At 55.7% G+C, this 23,591-nt stretch carries 27 protein-coding genes; 23 read left to right on the forward strand and 4 right to left on the reverse strand.

Annotation, left to right across the window (positions count from 1 at the left end; translation table 11 throughout):
* Positions 1–246: 246 nt before the first annotated feature.
* The 3 genes from M495_RS08695 to M495_RS08705 form a co-directional block, all read right to left on the reverse strand.
* Positions 247–429: a hypothetical protein gene (locus M495_RS08695; RefSeq protein ID WP_020826269.1), complete on the reverse strand. Its 183-nt coding sequence runs from the start codon at positions 427–429 to the stop codon at positions 247–249.
* A 24-nt stretch (positions 430–453) separates the two neighbouring features.
* On the reverse strand, positions 454–651 hold the full coding sequence (locus M495_RS08700; protein WP_020826270.1) for a hypothetical protein: 198 nt from the start codon (positions 649–651) through the stop codon (positions 454–456).
* Positions 652–930: 279 nt separating this feature from the next.
* Positions 931–1,599 (reverse strand): S24 family peptidase, encoded by a 669-nt coding sequence (locus tag M495_RS08705; RefSeq protein WP_020826271.1) that lies wholly within the window; start codon positions 1,597–1,599, stop codon positions 931–933.
* A 133-nt stretch (positions 1,600–1,732) separates the two neighbouring features.
* Between M495_RS08705 and M495_RS08710 the strand changes: the two genes are divergently transcribed.
* The 23 genes from M495_RS08710 to M495_RS08825 all read left to right on the forward strand — a co-directional run bounded on the left by M495_RS08710 (position 1,733) and on the right by M495_RS08825 (position 23,045).
* Entirely contained in the window at positions 1,733–1,933 is a 201-nt protein-coding gene (locus M495_RS08710) for a helix-turn-helix transcriptional regulator (protein ID WP_020826272.1), read from the forward strand.
* A 3-nt stretch (positions 1,934–1,936) separates the two neighbouring features.
* Positions 1,937–4,093, forward strand: a complete 2,157-nt coding sequence (locus M495_RS08715) for a VapE domain-containing protein (RefSeq protein ID WP_020826273.1) — start codon at positions 1,937–1,939, stop codon at positions 4,091–4,093.
* Positions 4,094–4,413: 320 nt separating this feature from the next.
* Positions 4,414–4,782 (forward strand): antiterminator Q family protein, encoded by a 369-nt coding sequence (locus M495_RS08720; RefSeq protein ID WP_020826274.1) that lies wholly within the window; start codon positions 4,414–4,416, stop codon positions 4,780–4,782.
* A gap of 484 nt (positions 4,783–5,266) precedes the next feature.
* Positions 5,267–5,629: a DUF4406 domain-containing protein gene (locus M495_RS08725; protein ID WP_020826275.1), complete on the forward strand. Its 363-nt coding sequence runs from the start codon at positions 5,267–5,269 to the stop codon at positions 5,627–5,629.
* Positions 5,604–5,957 carry a phage holin, lambda family gene (locus M495_RS08730; protein WP_041414418.1) on the forward strand — a complete coding sequence of 118 codons (354 nt, stop codon included), beginning with the start codon at positions 5,604–5,606 and terminating at the stop codon, positions 5,955–5,957. The genes M495_RS08725 and M495_RS08730 overlap by 26 nt, the downstream gene beginning before the upstream one ends.
* Before the next feature lie 5 nt (positions 5,958–5,962).
* Entirely contained in the window at positions 5,963–6,574 is a 612-nt protein-coding gene (locus tag M495_RS08735; RefSeq protein WP_020826277.1) for a glycoside hydrolase family 19 protein, read from the forward strand.
* Positions 6,571–7,032, forward strand: a complete 462-nt coding sequence (locus tag M495_RS08740) for a lysis protein (RefSeq protein ID WP_041414420.1) — start codon at positions 6,571–6,573, stop codon at positions 7,030–7,032. The genes M495_RS08735 and M495_RS08740 overlap by 4 nt, the downstream gene beginning before the upstream one ends.
* Positions 7,029–7,394: a Gp49 family protein gene (locus tag M495_RS08745; protein WP_020826279.1), complete on the forward strand. Its 366-nt coding sequence runs from the start codon at positions 7,029–7,031 to the stop codon at positions 7,392–7,394. Before M495_RS08740 ends, M495_RS08745 begins: the two co-directional genes overlap by 4 nt.
* Positions 7,395–7,463: 69 nt before the next feature.
* Positions 7,464–7,688: a DUF2560 family protein gene (locus tag M495_RS08750; RefSeq protein ID WP_020826280.1), complete on the forward strand. Its 225-nt coding sequence runs from the start codon at positions 7,464–7,466 to the stop codon at positions 7,686–7,688.
* A gap of 8 nt (positions 7,689–7,696) precedes the next feature.
* Positions 7,697–8,230: a hypothetical protein gene (locus tag M495_RS08755; protein ID WP_020826281.1), complete on the forward strand. Its 534-nt coding sequence runs from the start codon at positions 7,697–7,699 to the stop codon at positions 8,228–8,230.
* Positions 8,231–8,261: 31 nt separating this feature from the next.
* Entirely contained in the window at positions 8,262–8,822 is a 561-nt protein-coding gene (locus M495_RS08760; RefSeq protein WP_020826282.1) for a terminase small subunit, read from the forward strand.
* Positions 8,803–10,308 (forward strand): terminase large subunit domain-containing protein, encoded by a 1,506-nt coding sequence (locus tag M495_RS08765; protein ID WP_020826283.1) that lies wholly within the window; start codon positions 8,803–8,805, stop codon positions 10,306–10,308. The genes M495_RS08760 and M495_RS08765 overlap by 20 nt, the downstream gene beginning before the upstream one ends.
* Positions 10,309–10,311: 3 nt before the next feature.
* Complete coding sequence (locus M495_RS08770; protein WP_041415301.1) at positions 10,312–12,489, forward strand: portal protein; 2,178 nt, start codon at positions 10,312–10,314, stop codon at positions 12,487–12,489.
* Positions 12,490–12,503: 14 nt separating this feature from the next.
* Complete coding sequence (locus M495_RS08775; protein ID WP_020826285.1) at positions 12,504–13,415, forward strand: scaffold protein; 912 nt, start codon at positions 12,504–12,506, stop codon at positions 13,413–13,415.
* On the forward strand, positions 13,415–14,704 hold the full coding sequence (locus M495_RS08780) for a P22 phage major capsid protein family protein (RefSeq protein WP_020826286.1): 1,290 nt from the start codon (positions 13,415–13,417) through the stop codon (positions 14,702–14,704). Before M495_RS08775 ends, M495_RS08780 begins: the two co-directional genes overlap by 1 nt.
* Before the next feature lie 48 nt (positions 14,705–14,752).
* Entirely contained in the window at positions 14,753–15,034 is a 282-nt protein-coding gene (locus M495_RS25920; protein ID WP_020826287.1) for a hypothetical protein, read from the forward strand.
* An 18-nt stretch (positions 15,035–15,052) separates the two neighbouring features.
* Complete coding sequence (locus M495_RS08790) at positions 15,053–15,556, forward strand: packaged DNA stabilization gp4 family protein (protein ID WP_020826288.1); 504 nt, start codon at positions 15,053–15,055, stop codon at positions 15,554–15,556.
* Positions 15,528–16,955 (forward strand): packaged DNA stabilization protein, encoded by a 1,428-nt coding sequence (locus M495_RS08795; protein ID WP_041414423.1) that lies wholly within the window; start codon positions 15,528–15,530, stop codon positions 16,953–16,955. The genes M495_RS08790 and M495_RS08795 overlap by 29 nt, the downstream gene beginning before the upstream one ends.
* The gene (locus M495_RS08800) at positions 16,955–17,761 is read left to right on the forward strand and encodes a hypothetical protein (protein WP_020826290.1); all 807 of its coding nucleotides are present in this window, start codon (positions 16,955–16,957) and stop codon (positions 17,759–17,761) included. The genes M495_RS08795 and M495_RS08800 overlap by 1 nt, the downstream gene beginning before the upstream one ends.
* A gap of 381 nt (positions 17,762–18,142) precedes the next feature.
* Positions 18,143–18,808: a hypothetical protein gene (locus tag M495_RS08810; protein WP_020826292.1), complete on the forward strand. Its 666-nt coding sequence runs from the start codon at positions 18,143–18,145 to the stop codon at positions 18,806–18,808.
* Positions 18,808–19,998, forward strand: coding sequence for a phage DNA ejection protein (locus M495_RS08815; RefSeq protein ID WP_020826293.1), 1,191 nt, complete (start codon positions 18,808–18,810; stop codon positions 19,996–19,998). The genes M495_RS08810 and M495_RS08815 overlap by 1 nt, the downstream gene beginning before the upstream one ends.
* A complete protein-coding gene (locus M495_RS08820) occupies positions 19,998–22,685 on the forward strand; it encodes a lytic transglycosylase domain-containing protein (protein WP_020826294.1) in 2,688 nt (895 codons plus the stop codon). The genes M495_RS08815 and M495_RS08820 overlap by 1 nt, the downstream gene beginning before the upstream one ends.
* 72 nt (positions 22,686–22,757) lie before the next feature.
* The gene (locus M495_RS08825) at positions 22,758–23,045 is read left to right on the forward strand and encodes a hypothetical protein (RefSeq protein ID WP_013813157.1); all 288 of its coding nucleotides are present in this window, start codon (positions 22,758–22,760) and stop codon (positions 23,043–23,045) included.
* Positions 23,046–23,333: 288 nt separating this feature from the next.
* Here the strand turns inward: M495_RS08825 and M495_RS08830 are convergent, their stop codons facing one another.
* Entirely contained in the window at positions 23,334–23,585 is a 252-nt protein-coding gene (locus tag M495_RS08830) for an Arc family DNA-binding protein (protein WP_020826295.1), read from the reverse strand.
* Positions 23,586–23,591: the final 6 nt, after the last annotated feature.

Genomic DNA, 23,591 nt, shown 5'->3' on the forward strand with positions numbered 1-23,591 from the left:
CACAGCAATAGATGATTCAGGGGGTTATAGGTAGTTCTCTTCACCGCAGTCTAAACAGCGGATAATGTTTCGGGGGTTCCCTTCCCAATCAACAAGCATCACCGAATTATCGTGGAGGCATTCCTGGGGTTCGTGGCCCGTGCAGTAGTCGCTATTGTGTGTGGCGGTATTTCCGCACCCGCATTTACATTTTTGATGACTGTGCGATCGTAAGCGCCGTTCTTCTTTCGTGAACATTGCGTAACCTCAAGAGTGGATTGTTTTCGGCAGCAGGCCGGCTTTCGCCAGCTCGGCCATGATCTTTTTGCGTAGGCCGTCTTTGGCGGCCGACAGGTGGAAACCGGCGCCGGCGTAGCGCACGAACACGGTGGCGCCAGACACTTCAGCGCAGCCGCTAACACCTGAATGGTTGAAATGTAGGGATTTCATTGGGTGATCCTGTTGGTTTAGAGATCAGAAATTGTTGTTATAAAAATGCTCGAGTGCTGCAGCCAGTTTCTCTTCACTTACTGACATAGCATCCCCGGCAGATTCAGACTCCATCCACAGAACCCCATCACTAAACGGTGAAATAGTGATGTCGCCGATCGTAACGCTTTGGGATTTCCCGCTATCAACGGAGGGGTTGGTATTAGTCTTTCCAAATTTCATCGTGTTTCTCCTCAGTGGTCTTAATGAAGCGCCCAGCAGGACGCTTTATAAGTTCACTTTGCCCCGCATTGCCGGCTCCTTGCCCCGCCGCGGTTCCGACGCATGGTTTAAAGTCGCGCCGTTCGACTATGTGGTTAACGCCATGTTTATGCGTTTACGTATTTATATACATTAACGGATGACCTTGCAATCCGTTTTTGTATTTATTTGCAAACAAAAAAGCCACCTTAAAGGTGGCGAACTATACGGTATTGATTTTTATAGGTTTGAATATGGCGGTCAGTCTTGCGTCCAGAGCGCCGATTTCGCTACGCCAGCAACGTAGTGAATTTTTGCAATTTTAGGAACTTCCAGCTTTATAGGGGGATGGGCTTCATTAATTGAAGAAAGGTGCACGTATCCGTCCCGGGTATAGAGGAAGGTTTTAACCATAGCTTCCTCCTTATCCGTGACCAGTAAAACTTCATCGCCCGGACTGTAACCGTGGCTTGGTTCAACTACTACAAATTCACCTTCTTTTATGCGAGGGGTCATTGAATCGCCCGCACAACGTAATGCATACGCGTTCGGATCTTTGGTGGGCCAGCGGAGAAAACCATCGCCTTGACCAACTGGATATTGTAAGTCCGCCCACACAACACCTTCTCCTAACTGCGCTCCGCCTACCACGGGTACTCTTGCGAACGCCAGGTCTATGGTGTCAGCGGTGGAATATTCGCAACCCGAGGCCATGTCGGTTTCTGCTAGGTCCTTCACCTCGATCTTAAAGAAGTCAGCTATCTGCTTTAGTACCCCATATTTAGGGTCTTTCACTTCACCTGACAGCAGTCTGTGAAGGGTGGGCTGATTCATCCGCAAACGTCTGGAAAGCTCGGTGGTGTTAGAAATTCCTGCCTTGTTCATTAAGTGCTTGATGTTTCTTTCTAAAATATCGGTTTCGTTATTCATTGGTATCGCGCCTTATGTTTAAAAATCGCGCCAACTATACGCTAACGGATATTTTATCAGATCCATTTTTCCTATTTCGTATTGCTTTATTTATACGGTTTCGTATAGTTAGGCAATCAAAGAGGAGCCTCACATGGCACACAAAACACCCCAAGAAATAGTTAAAGCGCTGATCGACGCGGGTTTCACCCAAATGCAGATCCAAGAACATACAGGCGTGCGACAAAGCATTCTGTCTCGTTTGTTATCTGGAATCCACAAGGACCCGAGAATGTCTACCATTCGGGCTCTTGAGGATTTCCACGCGAAACAAGTAGATAACGATAAGGCGTAGCCCATGCCAAAACAACAAAATTGGGGCGCCGAGCCTGACGACTGGTTTCACTTTTCGTTTGTGCTGGACCTGACCCCTGATCTGCTGCCGGTGGTGTCGCGCCCTGATGCGCAGATCTCGCCTACCAGTAAGTTGAAGACCACCGGCAAAACGCCGAGCCATTATAACGGGCAGGGCATGGTTGCCGGCCTGAAAGACTGGACCGCGCGCACCAGCACCGACGACGATGTCGGCCGTTGGGCGAAACAGCCCGATTACGGCATCCTGTTGCAGACACGCACCGTTCGCGCGCTGGATGTGGACGTGTCCGACCCGGTTGTCGCTGAGGCTGTCCTCAACGCAGTCACCAGCATGATTGGCCCGTTGCCGAAGCGCATGCGCGACAACAGCCCGAAATTCCTGCTGGCGTTCCAGCTCGAAGGACAGATGTCGAAACGCATCTTGCGCACCGAGGCCGGCAACATTGAGTTCCTGGCCACCGGGCAGCAGTTCGTGGCGCTGGGTACGCACCCGAGCGGATCCCGCTACGAGTGGGAAGGCGGTCTGCCGGATGATATCCCGGTGCTGAGCGCTGACGATTTCGAGGCCGTGTGGTGCATGCTCGAAACCGTATTCGGTGTTGGTGAGACCGTCATCGAGAAAGAAGGGCGGGCGCGTGACCGCAGTGGGCGCGATGCTGCCGCCACAGACGAGACGGCTGATTACCTCGACGCCAACGACTGGACGCTGGAGTGGGGAACCGCTGGCGAACGGTACATCCGCTGTCCGTTCGAAGATGGCCACAGCAGTGTGAGTAACGACAACACCGCAACGGCTTATTTCCCCGCGGGTACCGGCGGGTTTGAGCAGGGGCATTTCCGCTGCCTGCACGCCAGCTGCGCGCACCGCAACGACGGCGACTACCTCAACGCGATAGGCATCCGCGATAACGATTTCGACGTGGTTCCAGTCGCGCCGACAGAGAAGCCACCGTTGCCGGCATTTATCCGCAACGAAAAGACAGGGCAGATAAAGGCCACCATCGACAACGCCGCCAAGGCGGTGATGCGGCCAGACTTCTGCGGCCTGCAGATCCGCTTTGACCAGTTCCGCGACGAAATCATGTTCGCACCCGAGAGCAGCGACCAGTGGCAGTCATTCGCCGACGCTGACTATTCGCGCCTGCGCATCACCCTGGAGCGCCGCAGCTTCGAGGCGGTGGGTAAGGAGCTGATCCGCGATGTGGTGATGCTGGCAGCCGACGAGCAGCCGTTCGACAGCGCAATGACCTGGCTCGAGTCACTGAAGTGGGACGGCGTGCCGCGCATCGATACCTTCTTCCAGCATTACTTCGGCGTTGAGCCGTCCGCCTATTGCCGCGCGGTATCCCTTTACACTTGGACGGCGCTGGCCGGCAGGGTGCTGTCGCCAGGCTGCAAGGCAGACATGGTGCCTATCCTCGTCGGGCCGCAGGGCTGCGGTAAATCCACCGGTGTGGCGGCGCTGTCCCCGGACCCGTCGTTCTTCACCGAGATATCGTTCGCGGAGAAAGATGACGACCTGGCACGCAAGATGCGCGGGCGTCTCGTGGCCGAAATAGGGGAGTTGCGCGGCCTGCACTCCAAAGAGCTGGAATCCATCAAGGCCTTCATCACCCGCACGCACGAGAACTGGATCCCTAAATATCGCGAGTTCGCCACGCAGTTCCCGCGCCGCTTGGTGTTCATTGGTACCACCAACCAGGACGAGTTCCTCGCGGACGATACCGGTAACCGCCGGTGGCTGCCGCTGCGCGTCGGTAAAGTGGCGGTCGATCAGCTTAAAAAGGATGTCCTGCAGCTGTGGGCGGAGGGGAGAGAGGTGTTTAAACGCCTTGGCGGCGTCCAATTCCACGATGCGGAGACACTGGCGGCAGGTGAGCACGAGCAGCACACCATTAAGGATGCGTGGCTCGAAATCGTTGAGAACTGGCTCGATGCTCCTGACAGCCTCACCGAAGAGGTGCCGCGAACACGCGATTTTTTACGTGCAGCTGACGTTTTGCGGGATGCCATCGGGCTGGACCCGCGCAATATCGGAAAGCGCGAAGAAATGCGAATAAGTAATGTTTTGCAAAATTGCGGCTACAAACGAGTTTATCGACGCGTGGACGGCAAAGGGTGCAAGGTCTGGGCGCTTTAGCAACCACCTGCAACCACCGTAAAGTGGAGGTGGTTGCAGCTTATAGCTCAAGGCTGACGGGCTTCGCAACCACTGCAACCACTGCAACCACCTTTCTACTAAAAACCCCATTTATATATATAAGGGCTTTCAGGGAAAAGGATCGAAAAGGGTGGTTGCAGGTGGTTTCAGGTGGTTGCAGCAGTGAACTTGTAATTTTTCGCAAGTTACAACGGACAAATAGCAGTTCGCGGCGCGTTGCCATACCAACCGGCACAGTGCGGCGGGCGAGATTGCAAAAAAGATTAAGTTTGATGAGGTCACGACGAATGCGCAGAAATATGCAAGAAGTTTTAGAGCGATGGGGCCGCTGGGCGGTCAGTGAAGAAAAATGCACGTCGGTGGACTGGCCCGCAATGTCTGTAACCCCAGGGCAGGCTGTACTCGGCGGTGGCAAGACGTGCAGTGATGACGACGGGCTGATGATCGACGGCTGTGTTAGTCGCTTCAAAAAGCTGCGCGACAGGGAAGACGTGCTGGTGCTTGGGCTGCGCTACATCGGCGGTCTACCGCTGCGCCAGATTGCAGTCGCACTGAGCATGGACCTCAACGCGGTGCGGCGCTCGCTGTATTCGACTGAGGCATTTCTGGAAGGGGGGCTGGCAATGCTCTGCATTCCGTTGGATATGGACCCGGAAGTGTGCGAATAAGATTTTCTTTGTGTACACGGAAACCTATGCTATACCTGTAGCGTGCAAGAGTTGTATACGCACACCGGCCTCGTGAAACATGGCCCCGCTTCGGCGGGGCTTTGTCATTTCTGGCGTCCGATAAGGGAAAACTGCCAGAAACAACCGTTTCAGCCATAAAAAGGGCTATGCAAAATGCACCCTGTTTTATGCACGGTTTATGCAGTCCGATTTGCGCCACATCGGCGAGAAGATTGCAGGAAACACCGCATTAGGGTGACATTTCAACTCGGGGCGATCGGCGCGGTGCGCGAAACGGTCATTATGTTAAAAAGTCCTCAAAAACGACAATTTTCAATGCAAAGCGCCATCCGATAAATCACTGGTTCCCTAAACACCGTAGGGGGTGGATGTCGGTTCCCTTGGTGGATGGCGCTCCGCATTGAGAATACCTACTCGCAGCCCTGGCTAACCGCCGGGGCTTTTTCGTTTCTGGAACCCCTACATGAAAACTTACATCGCAGGGCCGATGACGGGCCTACCTGGATTCAACCGCCCGGCTTTCTTTGCGGCGGCGAAAGATATCGCGGCTGCGGGGCACGTAGCGTTAAACCCTGCGGTGCTGCCTGATGGGCTTTCTGAGGTGGACTATATGTGCGTGTGCATCGCCATGCTGCAGCGCGCTGACGCGATTTACTTGCTGGATGGTTGGCGTAGCAGTGAGGGCGCCCGCGCTGAATTCGCCCTGGCGGAGAAGCTGGGCATAGAGATCCTGTTTCAGGACATGACGCCGTTCCAGTGCCTCTACACCCAACGCCGACACAGCCGGCAGGGGAAAGGATATGAAGATGCCAAGCAATCCACATAACTGGCCCGACTGGATCGAGCTGCTGCAATCCTGGTGGCGTGGAGAAACGCCTATCGGGGGTGTGCTTATGTCGATCATGATTACCATTCTGCGCGTTGCCTACACTGGCGGCGGCTGGCGTCAAATGCTGCTCGAGGGCGCGCTATGCGGTGCGCTGACCCTGACCGCAGCATCATGCATGGGGCTCATTGGCTTACCGCCGGCGGCGACCATAGCACTGGGTGGCGCTATCGGCTTCATCGGTGTTGAGAAGGTGCGCGGCGTTCTGATCCGCGTGCTGAACCAGCGCTTCGGCGTCAGCGACGACAACAGCAAACCGCAGGCGTAATCACCATGACACAAGACCAATTCCAACAGGCGGCTGATATCAGCGCCGAACTGGCTGCGCGCTGGTTCAAGCCCATCATTGCCGCTATGACCGAGTTCGGCATCACAACACCGGTACAACAGGCGATGTTCATCGCGCAGACAGGCCACGAGTCGCTCGGCTTCAAGCGCCTGGCGGAGTCCTTCGACTATACGCCAGCAGCGCTGCGGGCAACCTTCGGCAGCCGCATCAGCCGTGACCAGGCTTCAATGCTCGGTCGCACTGCGGACCACCCGGCGCGACAGGAGGCGATCGCTAACCTCGTCTACCAGGGGCGCTACGGCAACAAGCTACCCGGTGACGGCTGGAAGTTCCGCGGCCACGGCCTGATCCAGATCACCTTCCTCGACAACCACAAAGCATGCGGTAAAGCGCTGGGCCTAGACCTGGTAGCCAGTCCTGAATTGCTGATGGCTGACGTCAACGCAGCGCGTTCTGCGGGGTGGTATTGGCGTTCCCGCAATATTAATCAGGTCGCAAGCGATGTCCGCGAGGCAACCCGGCACATCAACCCGGCGCTGCACGCACTGGACCAACGCGAAACGCGCTACAAACGCGCTATTGCGGTGCTCGCATGACATGGCCGCTACCACATTGGCAGGTAGCTGTTGTGGCGCTGGTGCTCGGCCTGCTGGCGTATTTCGCTATCTGCAATCAGGCGCTGCGCCACGAGCGGGACAAACTGCAAACGGCCAACAGTCAACTGACTGGCCAACTCGACTGGCAGAACAGCACACAACGTGCAGTGGCCGACATCGATGAGCACCGGACCAAGGAACTGAACGATGCCAAGAATCAGATTGCTGATCTGCAGCGCCTTGTTGCCGCTGGCGCTCGCAAGCTGCAGCTATCCGCCACATGCCCAACCACCGGCACCACCGGCGTGGCTGATGCAACCGGCCCCCGACTTACTGACGCCGCTGAGCGGGATTATTTCCGTCTCAGAGAGCGAATCGAAACAGCCCGCAGTCAAATAACTGGCCTGCAGGATTACATCCGCAACGTATGCCTAACCCCTACGAGGACTAACCCATGACCGAACAGGCCATTGAACAAGCAATCCAGGCTGCGGGTAAAACCGCGCCGCGCGTCACCCCCGCACGAATCGAAAGCATCATCGTTGGTGAACATTACTTCACCGCCGCAGACGGTGTGCAGGGCGATTACGCCAAGAAGACAGAGCGTTACAGCCCAATTCCGGTGGCCGAGTCCCTCTGCTTGTTGACGTTTTGCGTGCTGGAACTGGCCAACGGATTCACCGTAACCGGTGAATCTGCCTGCGCCTCCCCGGAGAACTTCGACCCAGAGATCGGCCGCAAGATCGCCCGAGAGAATGCGCGCAATAAAATTTGGCAGTTGGAAGGTTACCTGCTCAAACAGCAGTTGCACGACGCCTAACGCGCATTACAGAAGCTCTTCACTGAGGGGCTTCGATAATGACAACCCGCCAATCACGAGGACTCACCAATGGCAGAACTTACCGACCAGCAAAAACTGCGCCTCAGCATCCTGTCGCTGGTACAGAACGACACTGCTGCGGCGCAGGAGGCGATCGACTACATCGCCGATGACTCCCTAAAACTGGAGTTGTTTAACCGCCAGTATGCGCTGGCACAGGCTGAGCAAACTCCGTTGACCCGTACGATTAAGGCGATCCAAGGCGTGAAAGACGCGTTGCCGCTTTTCCAGTGAGGTGATGCATGAGCAACAAATGGCCGATTTTTACAGGTAATAACACCCAGGTTAACGCTGTGAAAATCAGCGCTATCCGTCAGCAGGACAACGGCTACGGCGCTATCACGCCAGAGGGCGGATACCCAGCGGTAACCGTGACCGACAGCTTTATGCGCGACTGGAAACCTGCTGTCGGCGGCTATTTGGTGCAGGACGCAACCGGCCAACTGGTATTCATGTCTGCAGCCACCTTCGAAGCGCAGTTCACTCCGGGCGGCGGTGGCGATGTTACCTCGGCGGATATCACCGACGCGACAACCGTCGGCCGACAGGTGCTGACCGCAGCCAACCAAACGGCAGCGCGTACCGCTATCGGCGCCGGTACTTCGAGCCTGGCGCTGGGCACCACTGCCAGCACCGCGTTGGCGGGCAACGGTACAGCGGCCGCAGCTACCAAACTGGCGACGGCGCGCACGATCACCCTGACGGGCGCTGTCACCGGTTCCGCGACTTTCGACGGCACCGGCAACATCTCCATCGCAACTACCGCGGGCGCGTAATTTTTCGCGCCGAGCGAGACAGGAATAAATCATGGCAGGAAAACTCAGGGACAAAAAAGAGCTTTTTTGCCGCGAATACATCATCGATCTGAAGGCAGCACCGGCGGCTGAGCGGGCAGGATATAGCGCCCGTTCGGCCTGCAACATCGGCCCGCGCATGCTGAAAGAACCAGAAGTCCTGGCACGTATCGATGAGCTTAAGCGCGAACGCATTTCGCAGCTGGGCATCGATGCTAATTACGTGCTGCTGCGCCTGGTGGAGATCGACCAGATGGACGCGGCAGACATCTTTAACAGCGATGGCAGTATCAAGCCGATCACCGACTGGCCAGCGGCGTGGCGTCGCTATTTGAGCGGCTTTGACCTGGCCGAAATGTTTGAAGGTCGCGGAGAAGACCGCGAAATGGTCGGCTTGCTTAAAAAAATAAAATGGCCTGACAAGGTTCGAAACCTTGAGCTGATCGGTAAACACATCAGCGTGCAGGCTTTCAAAGACAAGCTCGAGACTGAGGATGTCACCCCGCCGGCTAATCGCGAGGTGCGGCAGTCGCGCATTAAGGAGTTGCTCAACCGTGGTAAACGCAGCGATTGACCTTGACGACCTGACCGACGAGGAGCAGGCCGAACTGCTCGCATTGTTGGAAGAGGAAGACGAGTTTCGCCGCACGCACCTGCTCTATGAATACCGCCCCTATACCAAGCAGCGCGAGTTTTTGGACGCTGGCGGCGATTACACCGAGCGCTGTTTCATGGCTGGTAACCAGTTGGGCAAATCCTACACCGGCGGCGCCGAGGTTACTTTCCACCTCACTGGGCGCTATCCGGGCGGTGCAGGCTATCCCGATGACGGCGCCTACGATGGTGACTGGCAAGGCCGCCGGTTCAACGAGCCGGTGGTGTTCTGGGTCGGTGGCGAGACTAACGAGACCGTCACCAAAACCACCCAGCGTATTCTTTGCGGTCGTATCGAAGAGAACGACGAGCCGGGCTACGGCTTGATCCCGAAAGAAGACATTATCAGCTGGAAGAAATCGCCGTTCTACCCGAACCTGGTCGATCACCTGCTGGTGCGCCACCACGCGCCAAATGGCGTTGAAGATGGTATGTCTATCTGCTACTTCAAACCGTACTCGCAAGGGCGCCAGCGCTGGCAGGGGGACACGGTGCACGGCGTCTGGTTCGACGAGGAGCCGCCGTACGCGATCTACTCTGAAGGCCTGACCCGTACCAACAAATACGGCCAGTTCTCCCTGCTGACATTTACCCCATTGATGGGAATGTCAGCAGTCGTCACCAAGTTTGTTAAAAATCCGAGCAAAGCGCAAAAGGTCATAACCATGACCATTCATGACGCCGAGCACTATTCGGATGAAGAGCGCGAAAGGATCATCGCGTCGTACCCAGAGCACGAGCGCGACGCTCGTTCGAAAGGTATCCCAACTATGGGCAGCGGCCGCATCTTCCAGATCCCTGAAGAGGTCATCAAATGCCAACCGTTCGAATGTCCTGATCACTTCTATGTTATCAACGGGCAGGACTTTGGCTGGAACCACCCGCAGGCACATGTGCAGTTGTGGTGGGATAAGGACGAGGACGTGTTCTATCTTGCTCGGGTCTGGAAGAAGAGTGAAAAGACTGCGATCGAAGCATGGAGCGCAGTTAAACCCTGGGCGAACAACATTCCTGTGGCATGGCCACACGATGGCCTGCAGCACGAGAAGGGCGGCGGTGAGCAACTGAAAGTCCAATACAGTGACGCGGGCTTCAGAATGCTGAAGGACCACGCCACTTGGCCGGACGGCGGTAACGCGGTCGAGCCTGGGCTTGTTGAACTGCGCGATCTGATGCTGGAAGGCAAATTCCGCGTGTTCAATACCTGCGAACCGTTTTTCGACGAGTTTCGGCTATATCACCGCGACGATAACGGCAAAATAGTGAAGCTGAACGATGACGTTATGTCTGCCGTTCGCTATGCCTACATGATGCGCCGCTTCTCGCGGATGATGCGCGACATCAGGAAGCCTAAAGAGAAAAAAATCCCAGCGCCAATACGGCCGATCCCACGTCCCACGAGGTAGATGATGGCTGACAACGACAAGCAGCAGGACAGGCTGCAAACCATCCTGACGATCTTCGATCGGGATTGGATGTCTAGCGACGAAGCCAGAACCGAAGCGACTAACGACCTGTATTTTTCTCGGGTGTCGCAGTGGGATGACTGGCTCAACCAATACACAACGCTGCAGTACCGCGGGCAGTTCGACGTTGTCCGTCCGGTGGTGCGTAAGCTGGTCGCAGAGATGCGCCAGAACCCGATCGATGTGCTGTACCGCCCGAAAGACAACGCGGACCCCGACGCAGCCGATACGCTGATGGGCATGTACCGCACTGACATGCGTCACAATACGGCAAAAATAGCCGTCAACGTGGCGGTGCGCGAACAGATCGAGGCGGGCGTCGGTGCCTGGCGTCTGGTCACCGATTATGAAGACCAGGACCCAACCAGCAACAACCAGATTATCCGCCGGCTGCCGATCCATGAGGCATCATCGCATGTTGTCTGGGACAGCAACGCCAAGCAGATGGATAAATCAGACGCCAAGCACGTGACAGTAATCAACGCCATGAGCTTGGGCGGCTGGGAGGCATACGCCGAGGAACAAGGTTTCGACCCCGACGATATTCCCGACTTCCAAAATCCAGACATGACCTGGCTGTTTCCTTGGCTGACAAAGGATGTTGTCTACGTTGGCGAGTATTACGAAGTTGAAGAGAAGAAAGAGACCGTATTCATCTATCAGGACCCACTGACAGGCGAGCCGGTGAGCTACTTCAAGCGCGATATGGCCGACGTGATCGACGAGTTAGCAGAGCGCGGCATGCAGAAAATTGCAGAGCGCAAGGTTAAGCGTCGCCGTGTTTATAAATCGGTCATTACCTCGTCGTGCATCCTGAAAAATCGTGAGTTGATTGCGGGTGAACACCTACCAATCATCCCGGTTTACGGGGAGTGGGGTTTTGCCGGTGATAAAGAGGTCTACGAGGGCGTCGTCCGGCTGACGAAAGACGGCCAGCGCCTGCGCAACATGATCATGTCGTTCAATGCCGACATCGTCGCCCGTACACCGAAGAAAAAGCCTTTCTTCTGGCCTGAACAGATCTCCGGCTACGAATACATGTACAGCGGACAGGATGACTTTCCGTATTACCTGTTGAACCGTACCGACGAAAACGGCGGCGACATTCCGCCGCAACCACTCGGCTACATGGACAACCCAGAGGTGCCGCAGGCCAACGCATACATGCTCGAGGCTGCGACCAATGCAGTGAAAGAGGTCGCCACACTTGGCGTGGACAGCGAAGCCGCTGGCAGCAATGTAGCGTTCGACACCGTCAACCAGTTGAACATGCGTGCTGATCTGGAAACGTACGTGTTCCAGGACAACCTGGCGACCGCTATGCGCCGCGACGGTGAGGTTTACGCCTCAATGGTTAACGACATCTACGACGTACCACGAAATGTCCTGGTTACGCTGCCTGACGGCAGTGAGAAGGACGTGCAGCTGCTGACGCAGGTTGTCGATTACCAGACAGGCGAGGTCGTTACGCTGAACGACATCCGCGGCCGGTATGAAACCTATACCGATGTAGGGCCGTCGTTCCAAAGCATGAAAGCGCAAAATCGGGCGGAGATCCTCGAGTTGCTGAGCAAGGTTCCACAGGGTACCCCTGAGTTCCAAATGCTCATGCTGCAATACTTCACGCTGCTTGATGGTAAGGGTGTGGAAATCATGCGCGAGTACGCCAATAAACAGCTCGTTACCATGGGCCTCAAGAAACCTGAGACCCCTGAAGAGATTCAGATGGTTCAACAGGCGCAACAGCAGCAAGGGCAGCCAAGTGCAGAGGATAAGCTCGCACAAGGGGCATTGCTGACCGGGCAGGCTGATCTGATGAAGGCGCAGAACGACCAGGCCAAAATTCAGGTCGATGCGTTCAAAGCCCAAACGGATTACCAGGTGGCCGCTGCAAAAGTGGTGCAGCTTCTCGCCTCGGCAGATAGCACCAAGAAACAAGATGTTCTCGCTGCGCTTAAATTGCTCGGCGATTTCCAGAATAAGCAGGGCGATAGCGCCCGAGCTGACGCTGAGCTTGTCCTCAAAGGGCAAGGACAAATTCACTCACGCCGCATGGACCTAACAGGCCTCATGCAGCAAGCAAATCAACCCTCCGGCGGAGCAGCCGAGATTCCTCAATAGCGAGAGATTAAATCATGACCGATACCACCGAAATTCAGGCAACTGAAGAACAAACCCTGCCCGTCACCCAGCAGGCGGCACCTGCGAGTGATCAGCTGGTTGATAATGTCAACGCCAGCGAAGGCCAGGAAGACGGCTTCGATATTGTCCTGAACGACGATGAGGCAAAACCTAAGCAGGATCCAGCTACCAACGCCAAATTCGCGGCTAAACGCCTCGAGCGCAAACGCCAGCGGGAGCTTGAGCAACAAGCCGAAGCGGTCCAGCGCGGCGAACTGCCGGATACCCTGCGAGTGGCTCCTGAGCTGCCAGCACAGCCGGATATCAACGCATATCTGTCTGATGATGGCCTTGCCCAATACGACTACGACCAAACGCGCGCACTTGCCGCTTTCAATGCAGCCAACACCGAATGGCTGATGAAGGCGCAGGATGCTCGCAGCAACGCCGTGGCCGCCCAGGGCAAGAAAACCCAGGAGTTCGCTCAGCAGTCAGCCGTTTATGTGGAAGCTGCCCGTAAGCACTATGACGCCGCCGAAAAACTCAATATCCCTGATTATCAGGATAAAGAGGACGTGTTCATGCAGTTGGTACCGCCGCAAGTTGGTGCTGACATCATGTCACTTTTCCCAGAGAAGTCCGCCGCGATCATCTACCACCTGGGCGCAAACCCAGAGAAAGTTCGTCAATTACAGGCAATGAGCGGGCAGCAAGCGCTGATTGAACTCACTCGGCTATCAGAACGTTTAACTCTCAAACCACGCGGTAAGCAAATCTCCGGCGCGCCGGCGGTGGATGAGCCTGTGCAAGGTCAGGCCGCTGCAGCGAACCGAGACTCGCTCCAGAAACAAATGGAAGCCGCCGCCAACAAAGGCGACACCGCGACTTACCGCATGCTCAAACAAAAGCTTAAGGAACTCAAATAATGGCTCTTAACGAAGGTCAAATGATCACCTACGCGGTGGACGAAATTGTCGAAACCGTGGAAAACCTGACGCCAATGGCTCAGAAAACTAACAAATATTCCCCTGCGGCACCATCGATGCAGCGTTCTGGCAACACCTTCTGGCTGCCGGTTGAGCAGGAAGCACCGACCCAAAGCGGCTGGGATCTGACCGACAAAGCTACTGGCGTGTTGGAATTGTCCGTGAAGTGCAACATGGGCGACCCGGACAACGACTTCTTCCAACTGCGTGCTGACGATCTGCGCGATGAGCGCTCTTATCGCCGCCGCATCCAGGCGTCCGCTAAAAAACTGGCGAACAACGTCGAAAAGGCGATTGCGCAGCAGGCGGTTGATATGGGTTCGCTGGTTGTCACCAACCCGCAGCCAATTGGCACCGCAACTGGCAGTGGCTGGGACTTCGTCGCAGATGCAGAAGAGATCATGTTTGCCCGCGAACTGAACCGCGACGCAGGCCTATCCTACTTCTTTAACCCGGGGGACTATAAGCGTGCGGGCCACGACCTGATCAACCGCGACATCTTCGGCCGCATCCCTGAAGAGGCCTATAAAAACGGCAGCATTCAGCGGCAGGTGGCTGGTTTTGATGACGTACTGCGTTCTCCTAAACTGCCAACTCTGGCGGCATCTACTGCCACCGGATTGACCGTAGCCGGTGCGCAGAAATTCAAACCTGAAGCGTGGCGCCTTGATGCCGACGGCAACAAGGAAAACGTCGATAACCGCGTGGCCACCGTTACCCTGAGCGCCGGCACCGGCTTGAAGCGTGGCGACAAGATCAGCTTTGCTGGCGTGAAGTATCTGTCGCAGATGGCTAAAAACGTGCTGACACACGACGCCACCTTCACTGTGGTTGCTGTGAACGGCGCCAGTGTGACTATCGCGCCTAAGCCTGTCGCGCTGGATGACACCGCTCTGACCGCTGAAGAACGTGCGTATGCGAACGTCAATACCTCGCTGGCAAACACAATGGCGGTGAACATCCTGAACGTGAAAACCGCAGAAACGAACGTGTTCTGGGCTGATGACTCCATCCGCCTGGTATCTCAGCCGATCCCGGCTAACCACGAACTGTTCGCAGGCATGAAAACCCAATCGTTCGCCATCCCTGGCGTTGGCCTGAACGGTATCTTCGCGACGCAGGGCGATATCTCTACCCTGGCGGGTAAATGTCGTATTGCGCTGTGGTATGCCGCATGCGCGGTGCGCCCGGAAGCGATCGGCGTCGGCCTGGCTAACCAGACCGCTTAACCAACTGAAAAGGGGCTTCGGCCTCTTTTTCTTTGTTGAGGATTAACCATGTCCCAGATGATTTACAAACACGGCGGCGACACGCTGGTGTGGGGGCTGAAAGCCCGCGTGAAGGTGATCGAAGCCGACGAGCTGGACGAGCATCTCGCCGATGGTTGGCTTGACCACCCATCACAGCTTTTTGATGCTGCTGAGCCTGAGCCTGAGCCTGAGCCTGAGCCTGAGCCTGAGCCTGAGCCTGAGCCTGAGCCTGAGCCTGAGCCTGAGCCGGCGAAGAAGCAACGCAAAGGCAAATCCTCGGCTTCAGATAGCGCCGAAGAGTTCGTTTAACCACGGTAGGCGGTGACCATGAATCTCACGACCAAAGGCGATCTGGTGCTCGCCGCGCTGCGCAAAATTGGCATCGCCTCCAACGCCACACTGACCGATGTCGAACCCCAATCTGTTGAAGACGGCGTGAACGACCTCGAAATGATGATGGCGGAATGGCGAGAGGATCCTGCGGTCGGCATCGACATTGGTTATCAGTTTGCCGCTGAAGGCGAACCGGCGATGGATGGCGACGACCACGGTCTGAAAACGGCGCATCTCAGTGCGGTGTACCACAACCTGGCCATGCGTATTGCACCGGATTACGAGATCGAGCCATTGCAGAAGGTGGTGACCACCGCACGCTACGGCAAGGAACTGCTGGTCAAGTCCTCCGCGCTGAAGCGCGCGAAAACAGTGTATCGCGACGCTGGCTACCCGAACCGGATGCCAATCGGATCTGGCAACCGAATTCCGACCTACAACGGCCACCACTATTTCCATCGTAAGGGTGATGACGATGCCGACTCTTCCACTGGCTAAAGGCCTCGGTAAAGACTACCGCAATGCAGATTATGTCGACCTCCTGCCAGTTAATATGCTGGCCACTCCGAAAGAAGTGCTGAATGCCGCCGGCTATCTGCGTTCTTTTCCTGGGCTGGCCAAGAAGGCAGATGTGGCCGGAACATCTCGCGGAGCTGAGTTCAACACCGTGCAGAACCTGGTTTACCGCGTTGCTGGCGGTAAGTTGTACAAGGGTGTCGAAGAGCGGGGGGACGTCTCTGGTTTATTGCGGGTCAGCATGGCCCATAGTGCTACCAGCCAGGCAGTTGCTGCCAACGGCGCGCTGACGATGTACCGCTATGACGGAACGATAAAAACGCTGCAGAACTGGCCTGAAACGGTCGGGGACGTTACGTATGCCCAATACGATATCGGCAATGTTCGCGACGTATGCCGGGCTCGTGGACGCTATGTATGGGTGAAGGACGGGACTCAAACCTTCGGGGTTACCGACCTTGAGGACGAATCGCACCCGGACCGCTTCCGGCCGTTTTACAGCGCGGAGAGCCAGCCTGACGGTATTCTCGGCTGCGGAATATGGCGCGATTTCGTGGTGATGTTTGGCTCAAGCACTATCGAATATTTCTCCCTCACCGGTGCGGCAGATAGCACATCGGCGATTTATGTATCTCAACCATCGCTGATGGTGCAGAAGGGGATCGCCGGCACTTACTGCAAAACCGAATTCGCGGACGCCTTTGCGTTTATCAGCCATCAATCCACTGGTGCGCCATCCATCTATCTTATCAATAGCGGGCAGGCCATAACGATCGCTACGTCAACAGTTGAGAAGGTGCTACGCGGTTACACGGCGGAAGAATTGGCAACTGGCATACTGGAAACAGTTAGGTTCGATAGTCACGAATTGCTGCTTGTTCATCTACCGCGGCACGTTCTGTGCTACGACGCTGCTGCGGGGCAAAACGGCCCTCAATGGTGCATTCTTAAAACAGGGCTGTTCGAGGATGTGCACCGGGCGGTCGATTACATGTTTGAGGGGAACCAGATCACCGCCGGTGACAAGCTCGAGCCGATAACTGGTGCTTTACGTTTTGACTCGTCCGCGCAATATGAAAAGCAGGCGGAACACCTGCTTTTTACGCCGATGTTCAAAGCCAACAACGCACGGGTATACGATTTCGAGCTGGAAGCAGCCACTGGCGTTTCACAGTATGCAGAACGCTTATTTATCTCTGCAACGGCAGACGGGTCGAACTACGGTCGCGAGCAGATGATCGACGCCAATGCGCCTTTTGCCTACGACAAGCGAGTGCTGTGGCGTCGTCTCGGCCGGGTGCGCAAAAACATTGGCTTCAAAGTCCGAGTGATTACTCGTTCGCCAGTGACGCTGAGCGATTGCTCGGTAAGGATTGAGTAATGGCTGACGATAATCTCCCAAAACCCGTCACAGTACAGATGACGCGAATTGATGCAACGCTGCTACCGCCCATCTTCTCACAGCCTTATCGGTTGTATGTCGTACAGCAAGGTACGGACCTGGGTAATGTTGCTGGTAAGGCCAACGAGGCGGGCCAGGGCGCGTGGGATGCTCAGGTAAAAAACGACGAGCAGGATCTGGTACTCGCAAACCACGAAAGCCGAATCACTTCAGCTGAAGCTAAATTGGTGAACCACGAAATCCGCATATCGGCAGCGGAGGCAACACTGGTTAACCACGAGGAGCGAATTACGTCGGCTGAAGCGGCGCTGGTAAATCATGAGGGGCGGATCACAACTCTTGAAGGCGATGTTGATTATTTACTCGACGAAGTCGCGAGCCAAGGTACCCGGCTAACAACTGCTGAAGGTGATATCGATATCCTGGAAACCAACTCGGTATCGAAAGCTGTCTCTACCAGTCAATCCGTCCAGGCAACTGGCGGGTCGTTCCTCGTCGGGAACGTGCCAGCACCTACTACTGACAAGCTACAGATTGGCGGCAGCACCAACGTCAGCGCTTCGTACAAGGTTGGGGGGCTACAGGTCGTTGGTACGCGGCAGACTGGGTGGACGGCGGCAACTGGTACGGCAAACAAATCAGTATTTAACGCTGATCTGGCGTTCACTGTCGGCGTCGCATATTCACAAACCGAGATACAGGCTTTGGCTAATGCGTTGATAGATGCACGGCAGCGCATCAAAGCACTGGAAGATGCAATGCGAACCCACGGACAGATTAACTGATGGGCTCGTTAGCTGTAATTTCATCGACCGAAGGCTCACAACTAATGCGTGACTGGGGCGTTAGGGACTGGGTTGACCCCGGTGCTGAATATGCAGTCTACGAAAACTGCTGTGTTTTTGCTCTGGTTCAGCAGGATGGTTTTTTCGATATCCACATGGCAATGGACATGGCTCACAGGCGCGACTGCCGCGCCGCAGGTAGAGCGATACTTGATGTTGTTGGTAGTCATCGACTTCGCGCTGTAATACTCGGTGATAGACCGCACGTTTGCAATTACGCCGCTCGGATGGGTTTCTCTGAGCGAACAGAAGAGACAGTCAAATTAATCGATGGGAGCATTGCTCCCGTTTTTATTATGTGGCGTAAGCCGGAGGTTAAAGATGGGTGGGGCAATTAGCGGCATTGGCGGCGCGGTTAGTGGTGTGCTTGGCGGTATTGGTGCAAACAAAGCAGCAAAACAGCAACAGAAAGCGCAAGACGAGGCAATGAATCAGCAGCGCGAAGGTTATCAAAGTGCAACAAGCTGGATGACCCCTTATCAGACAGCCGGACAGTCAGGTCTAGAGGGGCTGCAAGGCTTAGCTGGGCAGCCAATAGATCGCAACGCGCTGCTAGCCCAATACTTCAAAGGCCCTGAATATGCACAAATGGCGAACCAAGCTAGATACCAACAGCTGGCAGGAGCGGAGGCCACGGGTGGGCTTGGGTCATCACCAACCAGCAACAGCCTTGCCTCCATCGCTCCAATGTTAGGGCAAAACTATCTTGCAGACATGACCAATCAGCAGCAAACGATGTACAGCCAATTGATGGGGCTATCTGGCCTTGGGGCGCAGTCTGCGAACGCATTGGGTAACTGGGCTATGAATCAGGGCAATACCATGGCTGGCATGGAGCAGCAGAAAGGGCAGATATTGGCAGGCAAAGCGGCCCTACCATGGCAGACGGCGGCAAGCGCCAACAGCAGTCTTGCAAATGGTGCAGCGCAGGACGCTAACTCGTTTACCAACATGTTTGGCGGAATGATGGGCGGAGGTAAGTTCTAATGGCATTCAGCGGAATCCAGGGGCTCGGCGCTCCGATTAATTATTATGAGTCAATGGTCCCTGACTTTCGTCGTGAAGCATTGATGGAAACGCAAAACCGGCTTTCTCAACAGCAAGTTTCCGGGATGCAAATGCAGAACCAGCAGGCGCAGCAGGCATTTCAATCACAGCAACAAAATAAATTACTCGGCAGTGCTGCAATGGACTTGCAGATAGCGGCAATGCAGGGGCCGGAGGCAGTACAGGCTGCACTTCAACGTCACGCCCAGTCGATAAACTCATTGGGGGTTACCCCTGAGTCAGGTATGCAGGCCTACACACAAAACCCTCAGCAGTTTTATCAAATGGCTGGGATGGTCGGTTTAAAATCGCTCGGCCCTGAGGCTTATTTTTCCGCCCAGCAGAGCCAAGCAGCAATGCAGCAGAAAGGGCAAATTGCGCAGGCTGATCTCGGATATAAATATAATGCCTTGCAGCAGCAGGGGCGGTATCAGCAGGGCCAGCTAGACCAGGGGCAGCAGAGGTTGGCGCAGGGGCAGCAGCAACTCAATCTTACCGCCCAAAAGAATCAGGCAGATAACGCCAATAAACAGCTGGAATTGAGCATGAAAGCGGGCGAGAACAGCGCCAAATCGCAAGCCACGCAACAGGCTGCTGTGCAAAAAATGCAGGACTATGTCGGAGCGCATGAAAGCAACGCCAACAACGTGGCCAGCATGTACGACACGGTTAACCAGGTAAAGAGTATCCCGCCTGAGGTGTTCGACCGCGTCTTTGGCTTTGGCGGTACGGTTAACTCTCGGATCCCTGGTACCGAATCGGCGGACGCATGGTCCAAAATCGAGCAGATGCAGGGGCAGGCACGCCTGATGGGGGTTATCGGAATGAAGGGCACCGGCCCGGTGTCAGATTCTGAGGGCCAAGCGGCCGCGCGCGCCTTCCTGGCGATTAACCAGAATATGTCCCCAAAAGCAGCACGTGCCGCCGTAGACAACTGGCAGAAGGTGCTGCAGCGTCAAACTAATTACCTGCAGAAGCAACAGCCGACCATCGATACCTATCAGCAGAAAATCAGCGCGTTTAATGCTGGACGGGGGGGCACGGCCGCACCGCGAACAGGGCAAAGCGAAGGTGGTTACACCTTCATTGGTGGCGACCCAAGCAATCCTAACAGTTGGAGAAAGAACTAATGGCAGGCCCTTGGGAGAAATATCAAAGCACACCGGCGGAAACACCAACTTCTGACGGGCCGTGGAGCAAATACCAATCACCGCAAGCCGAACAATCGCCACCTCAGCAGGGTGGCGATATTGTTTCTGCTGCTGAGCAACGCTTCGGGATTCCTGCGGGGCTGCTCAGCGCGGTGATCAACAAAGAGAGCGATGGAAACTCAGGGGCAATTAGCCCGAAGGGTGCTATTGGTCTGGCACAGGTAATGCCGAACACCGCGCGCGGCATGGGCTACGACCCAGAGGAGCTGAAACGTAACCCGGCGCTGCAGGTTGAGGCCGGCGCCCGGTATTTGAAACAGATGCTTGATGCGCATGGCAACGTAACTGACGCACTGGCCGCCTATAACTGGGGGCCAGGGAACGTGCAAAAGTTTATGCGCGGTGAGAAAACCCAGATCCCGACGGAAACCGTCAACTACGTAACCGACCCACGTTTCGCACAGTGGACGCAACCCACTGCACAGCCAGGAAGTGAAGGTGAATTGGCGCAGCTTTCCCAGCAGGCGGCGCAACCTTGGGCACAGGCAGCACCGGAGCCGACTTTAGCGGAGAACCTTGGGCAAGCGGGGCGTGGCCTGGCACAAAGTGCTGTTAACGTCGCGAATATCCCCGGACAAGTTGTAAACACCGCTCTTGGCGCTGCTGGCGTGCCAGCGGAAGACCAGGTGATGCAATTGCGCCTACCTGAAAGCATGCGGCCTACAGATCCGTATGCGCAGCTGGGGGCGGAGATCGGCCCGTACCTGATCCCTGGCCTCGGTGCTGAACGCACAGCGGCGGCACTGGCCTCTACTGCGGGCGCGGGTCGCGCCGAACGTATCGCAACGCAGGGCGCTGACATGCTGGCGGAAAACCTCCCCGGTGCGATTGCTCAGTCCACCCAGAATAATGACCTGTCGGGTAATCTTGCTGCAGGCCTGGCCGGAAGTGTGATCGGTCGTGGACTGCTGGCTGCCGGCGGGCGCGCTGCTGGGGCTATTCGTGGCGCCGCACAACGTGAAGGACAGGCAACCGCAGCAGTGGCTGAACAAGCTGCACCAGTATCGCCAACTGCACCAGGGGCAAAGGCTACCGCCGCAGTGCCACCTGAACAAGGAGTGCAGGACGTGGCGGCGCGTGTTGGCGCTGCCGCTGACCGAGAAACTGCACCTCGTATGGCGGACGCCGCGCGCGATGTTGCACCGCGACAGGATGTTATCGCCGCCGCCAAGCAATTAGGATTGAGCGAAGACGATTTGCTGTTGTCGCACGTATCAGGCAATCAGGCCTATCGCGATTTTGAACAGGCGTTGAAATCCGTACCTGGTTCGCAGTTGGCGGCGCAGGAGAACCAGGCGCTAACCAAGATCGCTAAACAGGCCACAGATATGACGGACGCCGCCGGCGCACTACCGGACAAAGCTGCGATGAATGACAAGTTTCTGTCTTCTTTCCAGCGCGGTATTGCCACTGTGCAGAATAAATCGGACCAGCTTTATAACCAGATCTCCGCTGCAATCCCCAAGGGGCAAACTGTCGAAGCCAACAATATCATTCGATATCTGGACAGCAAAGCGGACGAACTGGGCGGAGCGGAGCATCTATCAACGATGGAGAGGCGGGTCTATAACTCCGTTGCGCCCGTTGGTGATGATGCGACAGCCCCGACATATGCGCGATTGGACAACATCCGCAAGCAGATCGGGCAGGCTATCGGTAAAAACTCTGGACCGTTCCGCGATGAAGAGACTGGGGCGCTGAAACAGCTTTACGCTAATCTGACTGCAGACCAGGAACAGGCGGTTGTCGCCGCCGGTATGGGCGATAAATGGCAGGCCGCCAAGAAGCTGATCCGGGTCCGCAGCACGATGGAAGACGCGCTAACCGGCCTGCTGGGCAAAGACTTGCGCGGCGACATCGGCACAAAAGCCAGTCTGGCTATCCGTAACCTGGCCAAGGGTGATGCGAAAGGATTTCGTGCGCTGCAGCAAGATATCCCCTCGCCACGGATCCGGCGGGAAGTTGTGGCCACATCGCTGCGCGATGCATTCAGCCAGGGCAGCCGCAAAGAGAATGAGTTCCACCTGCCGGGTTTTGTGGACTGGTATCAGGGGGTGAAGTCATCCGGCACCTTGCCGATGGTTGAGCGAGAACTGGGTGACAGGACGGCTAACAACCTGCAGAATCTGTTTACCGTGTCGCAGGCAGTACGCCAGGCTCGCGAGAGCAGCATCCAAACCGGTCGGTTGAACGCGTTTATCAAGCAATTCGATGCAGAAGGCGGCATGTTGGACAAAGTATATCGTCACGGCAAAGGGGCGTTAGCGACGACGGTTTTAGGACATATCCCTGTTGTCGGCCCGACGTTGAGCTATGGCGCTGTGGCCGGTATGGCTGCCAAAGAAGCCGCCCGCCCGGCGCGCAGTGTTGCGGCAGATCGTCTGTTGGCGTCGTCTGAATTCAGGTCGGTTGTGAAGCAAGCAAAAGGTTCCAGGCTACCGGAAAAGGGGCAGCAGGTAATCAACCGGAAAATGGAAGCGCGCATCGCTAATTCTCCAGCGTGGAAATCGCTTTACCGCACGCTGACGCGGGAGGAGAAGCAGGCGATCTCGAGAGTGGGGATTATTGGCTGGCTTTCAGGTGATGCCGACGGTAGGGAATATTGACCAATGGCAAAGGATGGCGGAAACGGTTAACCAGATATATCATCTATGCCATAAATCAAAAGGGGTATATCAATGAAGAAATTAACTCTGGTTATTGCTGCAATAGGATTGCTTGCTGGGTGCGCTAATTCGTCGAAGACCTTCGCTCCTGATGGGCGTGAAGCATATTCAATCGATTGTTCCGGTACTGCCAGAACGTGGGGGATGTGTTTAGAGAAAGCCGGTGACCTATGCGGTGCTAAAGGTTATGACACCTTTATTTCTGCGGGGGATAAAGGCTGGATTGCTACAGCTCAGCCTGACTTCGCCATGGCGGGAAGCACTATTTCCAGAAACTTGTTAATAGCTTGCAAAAAATGAGTAGACAATAGCCCCTTTCGGGGCTATTTGCATTCTACAACCATTTCTTTGCGATTAAATCCAGCGGATTTACTGAGGTCTGAGTACCCAGAAGGGCAAACTTTATTCGCCTCTTCATAACAGATACTCCAGGCGGTGCTGGCCCCGCATTCAACCAGAAATTGTTTTGTACCATCGCCTCTATTTAGCTGCGTTGATTTTGAGCAGCTAACAAGTAGCAGCAAGGTAAAAATTAAAAGGGTGAACCGCACAGTAAACCTCCCATGTTTAGCTAAGCATAGCATGGGGTTATTGGTCTTTTCGATACATCGCTGTCAGCGTTTCGACCACAACCTTCTTGAACTGCTCGGCGTGTTCGTGCGCCAGGCGTTCGGCATCGTCACGAAAGCCGGCTATTTTTGGCGGCTGCGCCAACGCCTCTTCGATTATCAGCGTGATCTCAGCATTCAGCGAACGGCCATTCATTTTGGCGCGCTGCTTAATTTTGCCGTGTATTTCTTTCGGCAGCCGTAAATGAAACTGCGTCTCTAACTCTTCCATGGTCGT

It is taken from the genome of Serratia liquefaciens ATCC 27592 (assembly GCF_000422085.1).
In the GTDB taxonomy this organism is placed as follows: domain Bacteria; phylum Pseudomonadota; class Gammaproteobacteria; order Enterobacterales; family Enterobacteriaceae; genus Serratia; species Serratia liquefaciens.

What these genes read in the sequence shown, in the direction of transcription:
- M495_RS08695 (WP_020826269.1), bottom strand. Translation starts at nt 429, where the DNA reads ATGAAATCCCTACATTTCAACCATTCAGGTGTTAGCGGCTGCGCTGAA.
- M495_RS08700 (WP_020826270.1), bottom strand. Translation starts at nt 651, where the DNA reads ATGAAATTTGGAAAGACTAATACCAACCCCTCCGTTGATAGCGGGAAA.
- M495_RS08705 (WP_020826271.1), bottom strand. Translation starts at nt 1,599, where the DNA reads ATGAATAACGAAACCGATATTTTAGAAAGAAACATCAAGCACTTAATG.
- M495_RS08710 (WP_020826272.1), top strand. Translation starts at nt 1,733, where the DNA reads ATGGCACACAAAACACCCCAAGAAATAGTTAAAGCGCTGATCGACGCG.
- M495_RS08715 (WP_020826273.1), top strand. Translation starts at nt 1,937, where the DNA reads ATGCCAAAACAACAAAATTGGGGCGCCGAGCCTGACGACTGGTTTCAC.
- M495_RS08720 (WP_020826274.1), top strand. Translation starts at nt 4,414, where the DNA reads ATGCAAGAAGTTTTAGAGCGATGGGGCCGCTGGGCGGTCAGTGAAGAA.
- M495_RS08725 (WP_020826275.1), top strand. Translation starts at nt 5,267, where the DNA reads ATGAAAACTTACATCGCAGGGCCGATGACGGGCCTACCTGGATTCAAC.
- M495_RS08730 (WP_041414418.1), top strand. Translation starts at nt 5,604, where the DNA reads ATGAAGATGCCAAGCAATCCACATAACTGGCCCGACTGGATCGAGCTG.
- M495_RS08735 (WP_020826277.1), top strand. Translation starts at nt 5,963, where the DNA reads ATGACACAAGACCAATTCCAACAGGCGGCTGATATCAGCGCCGAACTG.
- M495_RS08740 (WP_041414420.1), top strand. Translation starts at nt 6,571, where the DNA reads ATGACATGGCCGCTACCACATTGGCAGGTAGCTGTTGTGGCGCTGGTG.
- M495_RS08745 (WP_020826279.1), top strand. Translation starts at nt 7,029, where the DNA reads ATGACCGAACAGGCCATTGAACAAGCAATCCAGGCTGCGGGTAAAACC.
- M495_RS08750 (WP_020826280.1), top strand. Translation starts at nt 7,464, where the DNA reads ATGGCAGAACTTACCGACCAGCAAAAACTGCGCCTCAGCATCCTGTCG.
- M495_RS08755 (WP_020826281.1), top strand. Translation starts at nt 7,697, where the DNA reads ATGAGCAACAAATGGCCGATTTTTACAGGTAATAACACCCAGGTTAAC.
- M495_RS08760 (WP_020826282.1), top strand. Translation starts at nt 8,262, where the DNA reads ATGGCAGGAAAACTCAGGGACAAAAAAGAGCTTTTTTGCCGCGAATAC.
- M495_RS08770 (WP_041415301.1), top strand. Translation starts at nt 10,312, where the DNA reads ATGGCTGACAACGACAAGCAGCAGGACAGGCTGCAAACCATCCTGACG.
- M495_RS08775 (WP_020826285.1), top strand. Translation starts at nt 12,504, where the DNA reads ATGACCGATACCACCGAAATTCAGGCAACTGAAGAACAAACCCTGCCC.
- M495_RS08780 (WP_020826286.1), top strand. Translation starts at nt 13,415, where the DNA reads ATGGCTCTTAACGAAGGTCAAATGATCACCTACGCGGTGGACGAAATT.
- M495_RS25920 (WP_020826287.1), top strand. Translation starts at nt 14,753, where the DNA reads ATGTCCCAGATGATTTACAAACACGGCGGCGACACGCTGGTGTGGGGG.
- M495_RS08790 (WP_020826288.1), top strand. Translation starts at nt 15,053, where the DNA reads ATGAATCTCACGACCAAAGGCGATCTGGTGCTCGCCGCGCTGCGCAAA.
- M495_RS08795 (WP_041414423.1), top strand. Translation starts at nt 15,528, where the DNA reads ATGACGATGCCGACTCTTCCACTGGCTAAAGGCCTCGGTAAAGACTAC.
- M495_RS08800 (WP_020826290.1), top strand. Translation starts at nt 16,955, where the DNA reads ATGGCTGACGATAATCTCCCAAAACCCGTCACAGTACAGATGACGCGA.
- M495_RS08810 (WP_020826292.1), top strand. Translation starts at nt 18,143, where the DNA reads ATGGGTGGGGCAATTAGCGGCATTGGCGGCGCGGTTAGTGGTGTGCTT.
- M495_RS08815 (WP_020826293.1), top strand. Translation starts at nt 18,808, where the DNA reads ATGGCATTCAGCGGAATCCAGGGGCTCGGCGCTCCGATTAATTATTAT.
- M495_RS08820 (WP_020826294.1), top strand. Translation starts at nt 19,998, where the DNA reads ATGGCAGGCCCTTGGGAGAAATATCAAAGCACACCGGCGGAAACACCA.
- M495_RS08825 (WP_013813157.1), top strand. Translation starts at nt 22,758, where the DNA reads ATGAAGAAATTAACTCTGGTTATTGCTGCAATAGGATTGCTTGCTGGG.
- M495_RS08830 (WP_020826295.1), bottom strand. Translation starts at nt 23,585, where the DNA reads ATGGAAGAGTTAGAGACGCAGTTTCATTTACGGCTGCCGAAAGAAATA.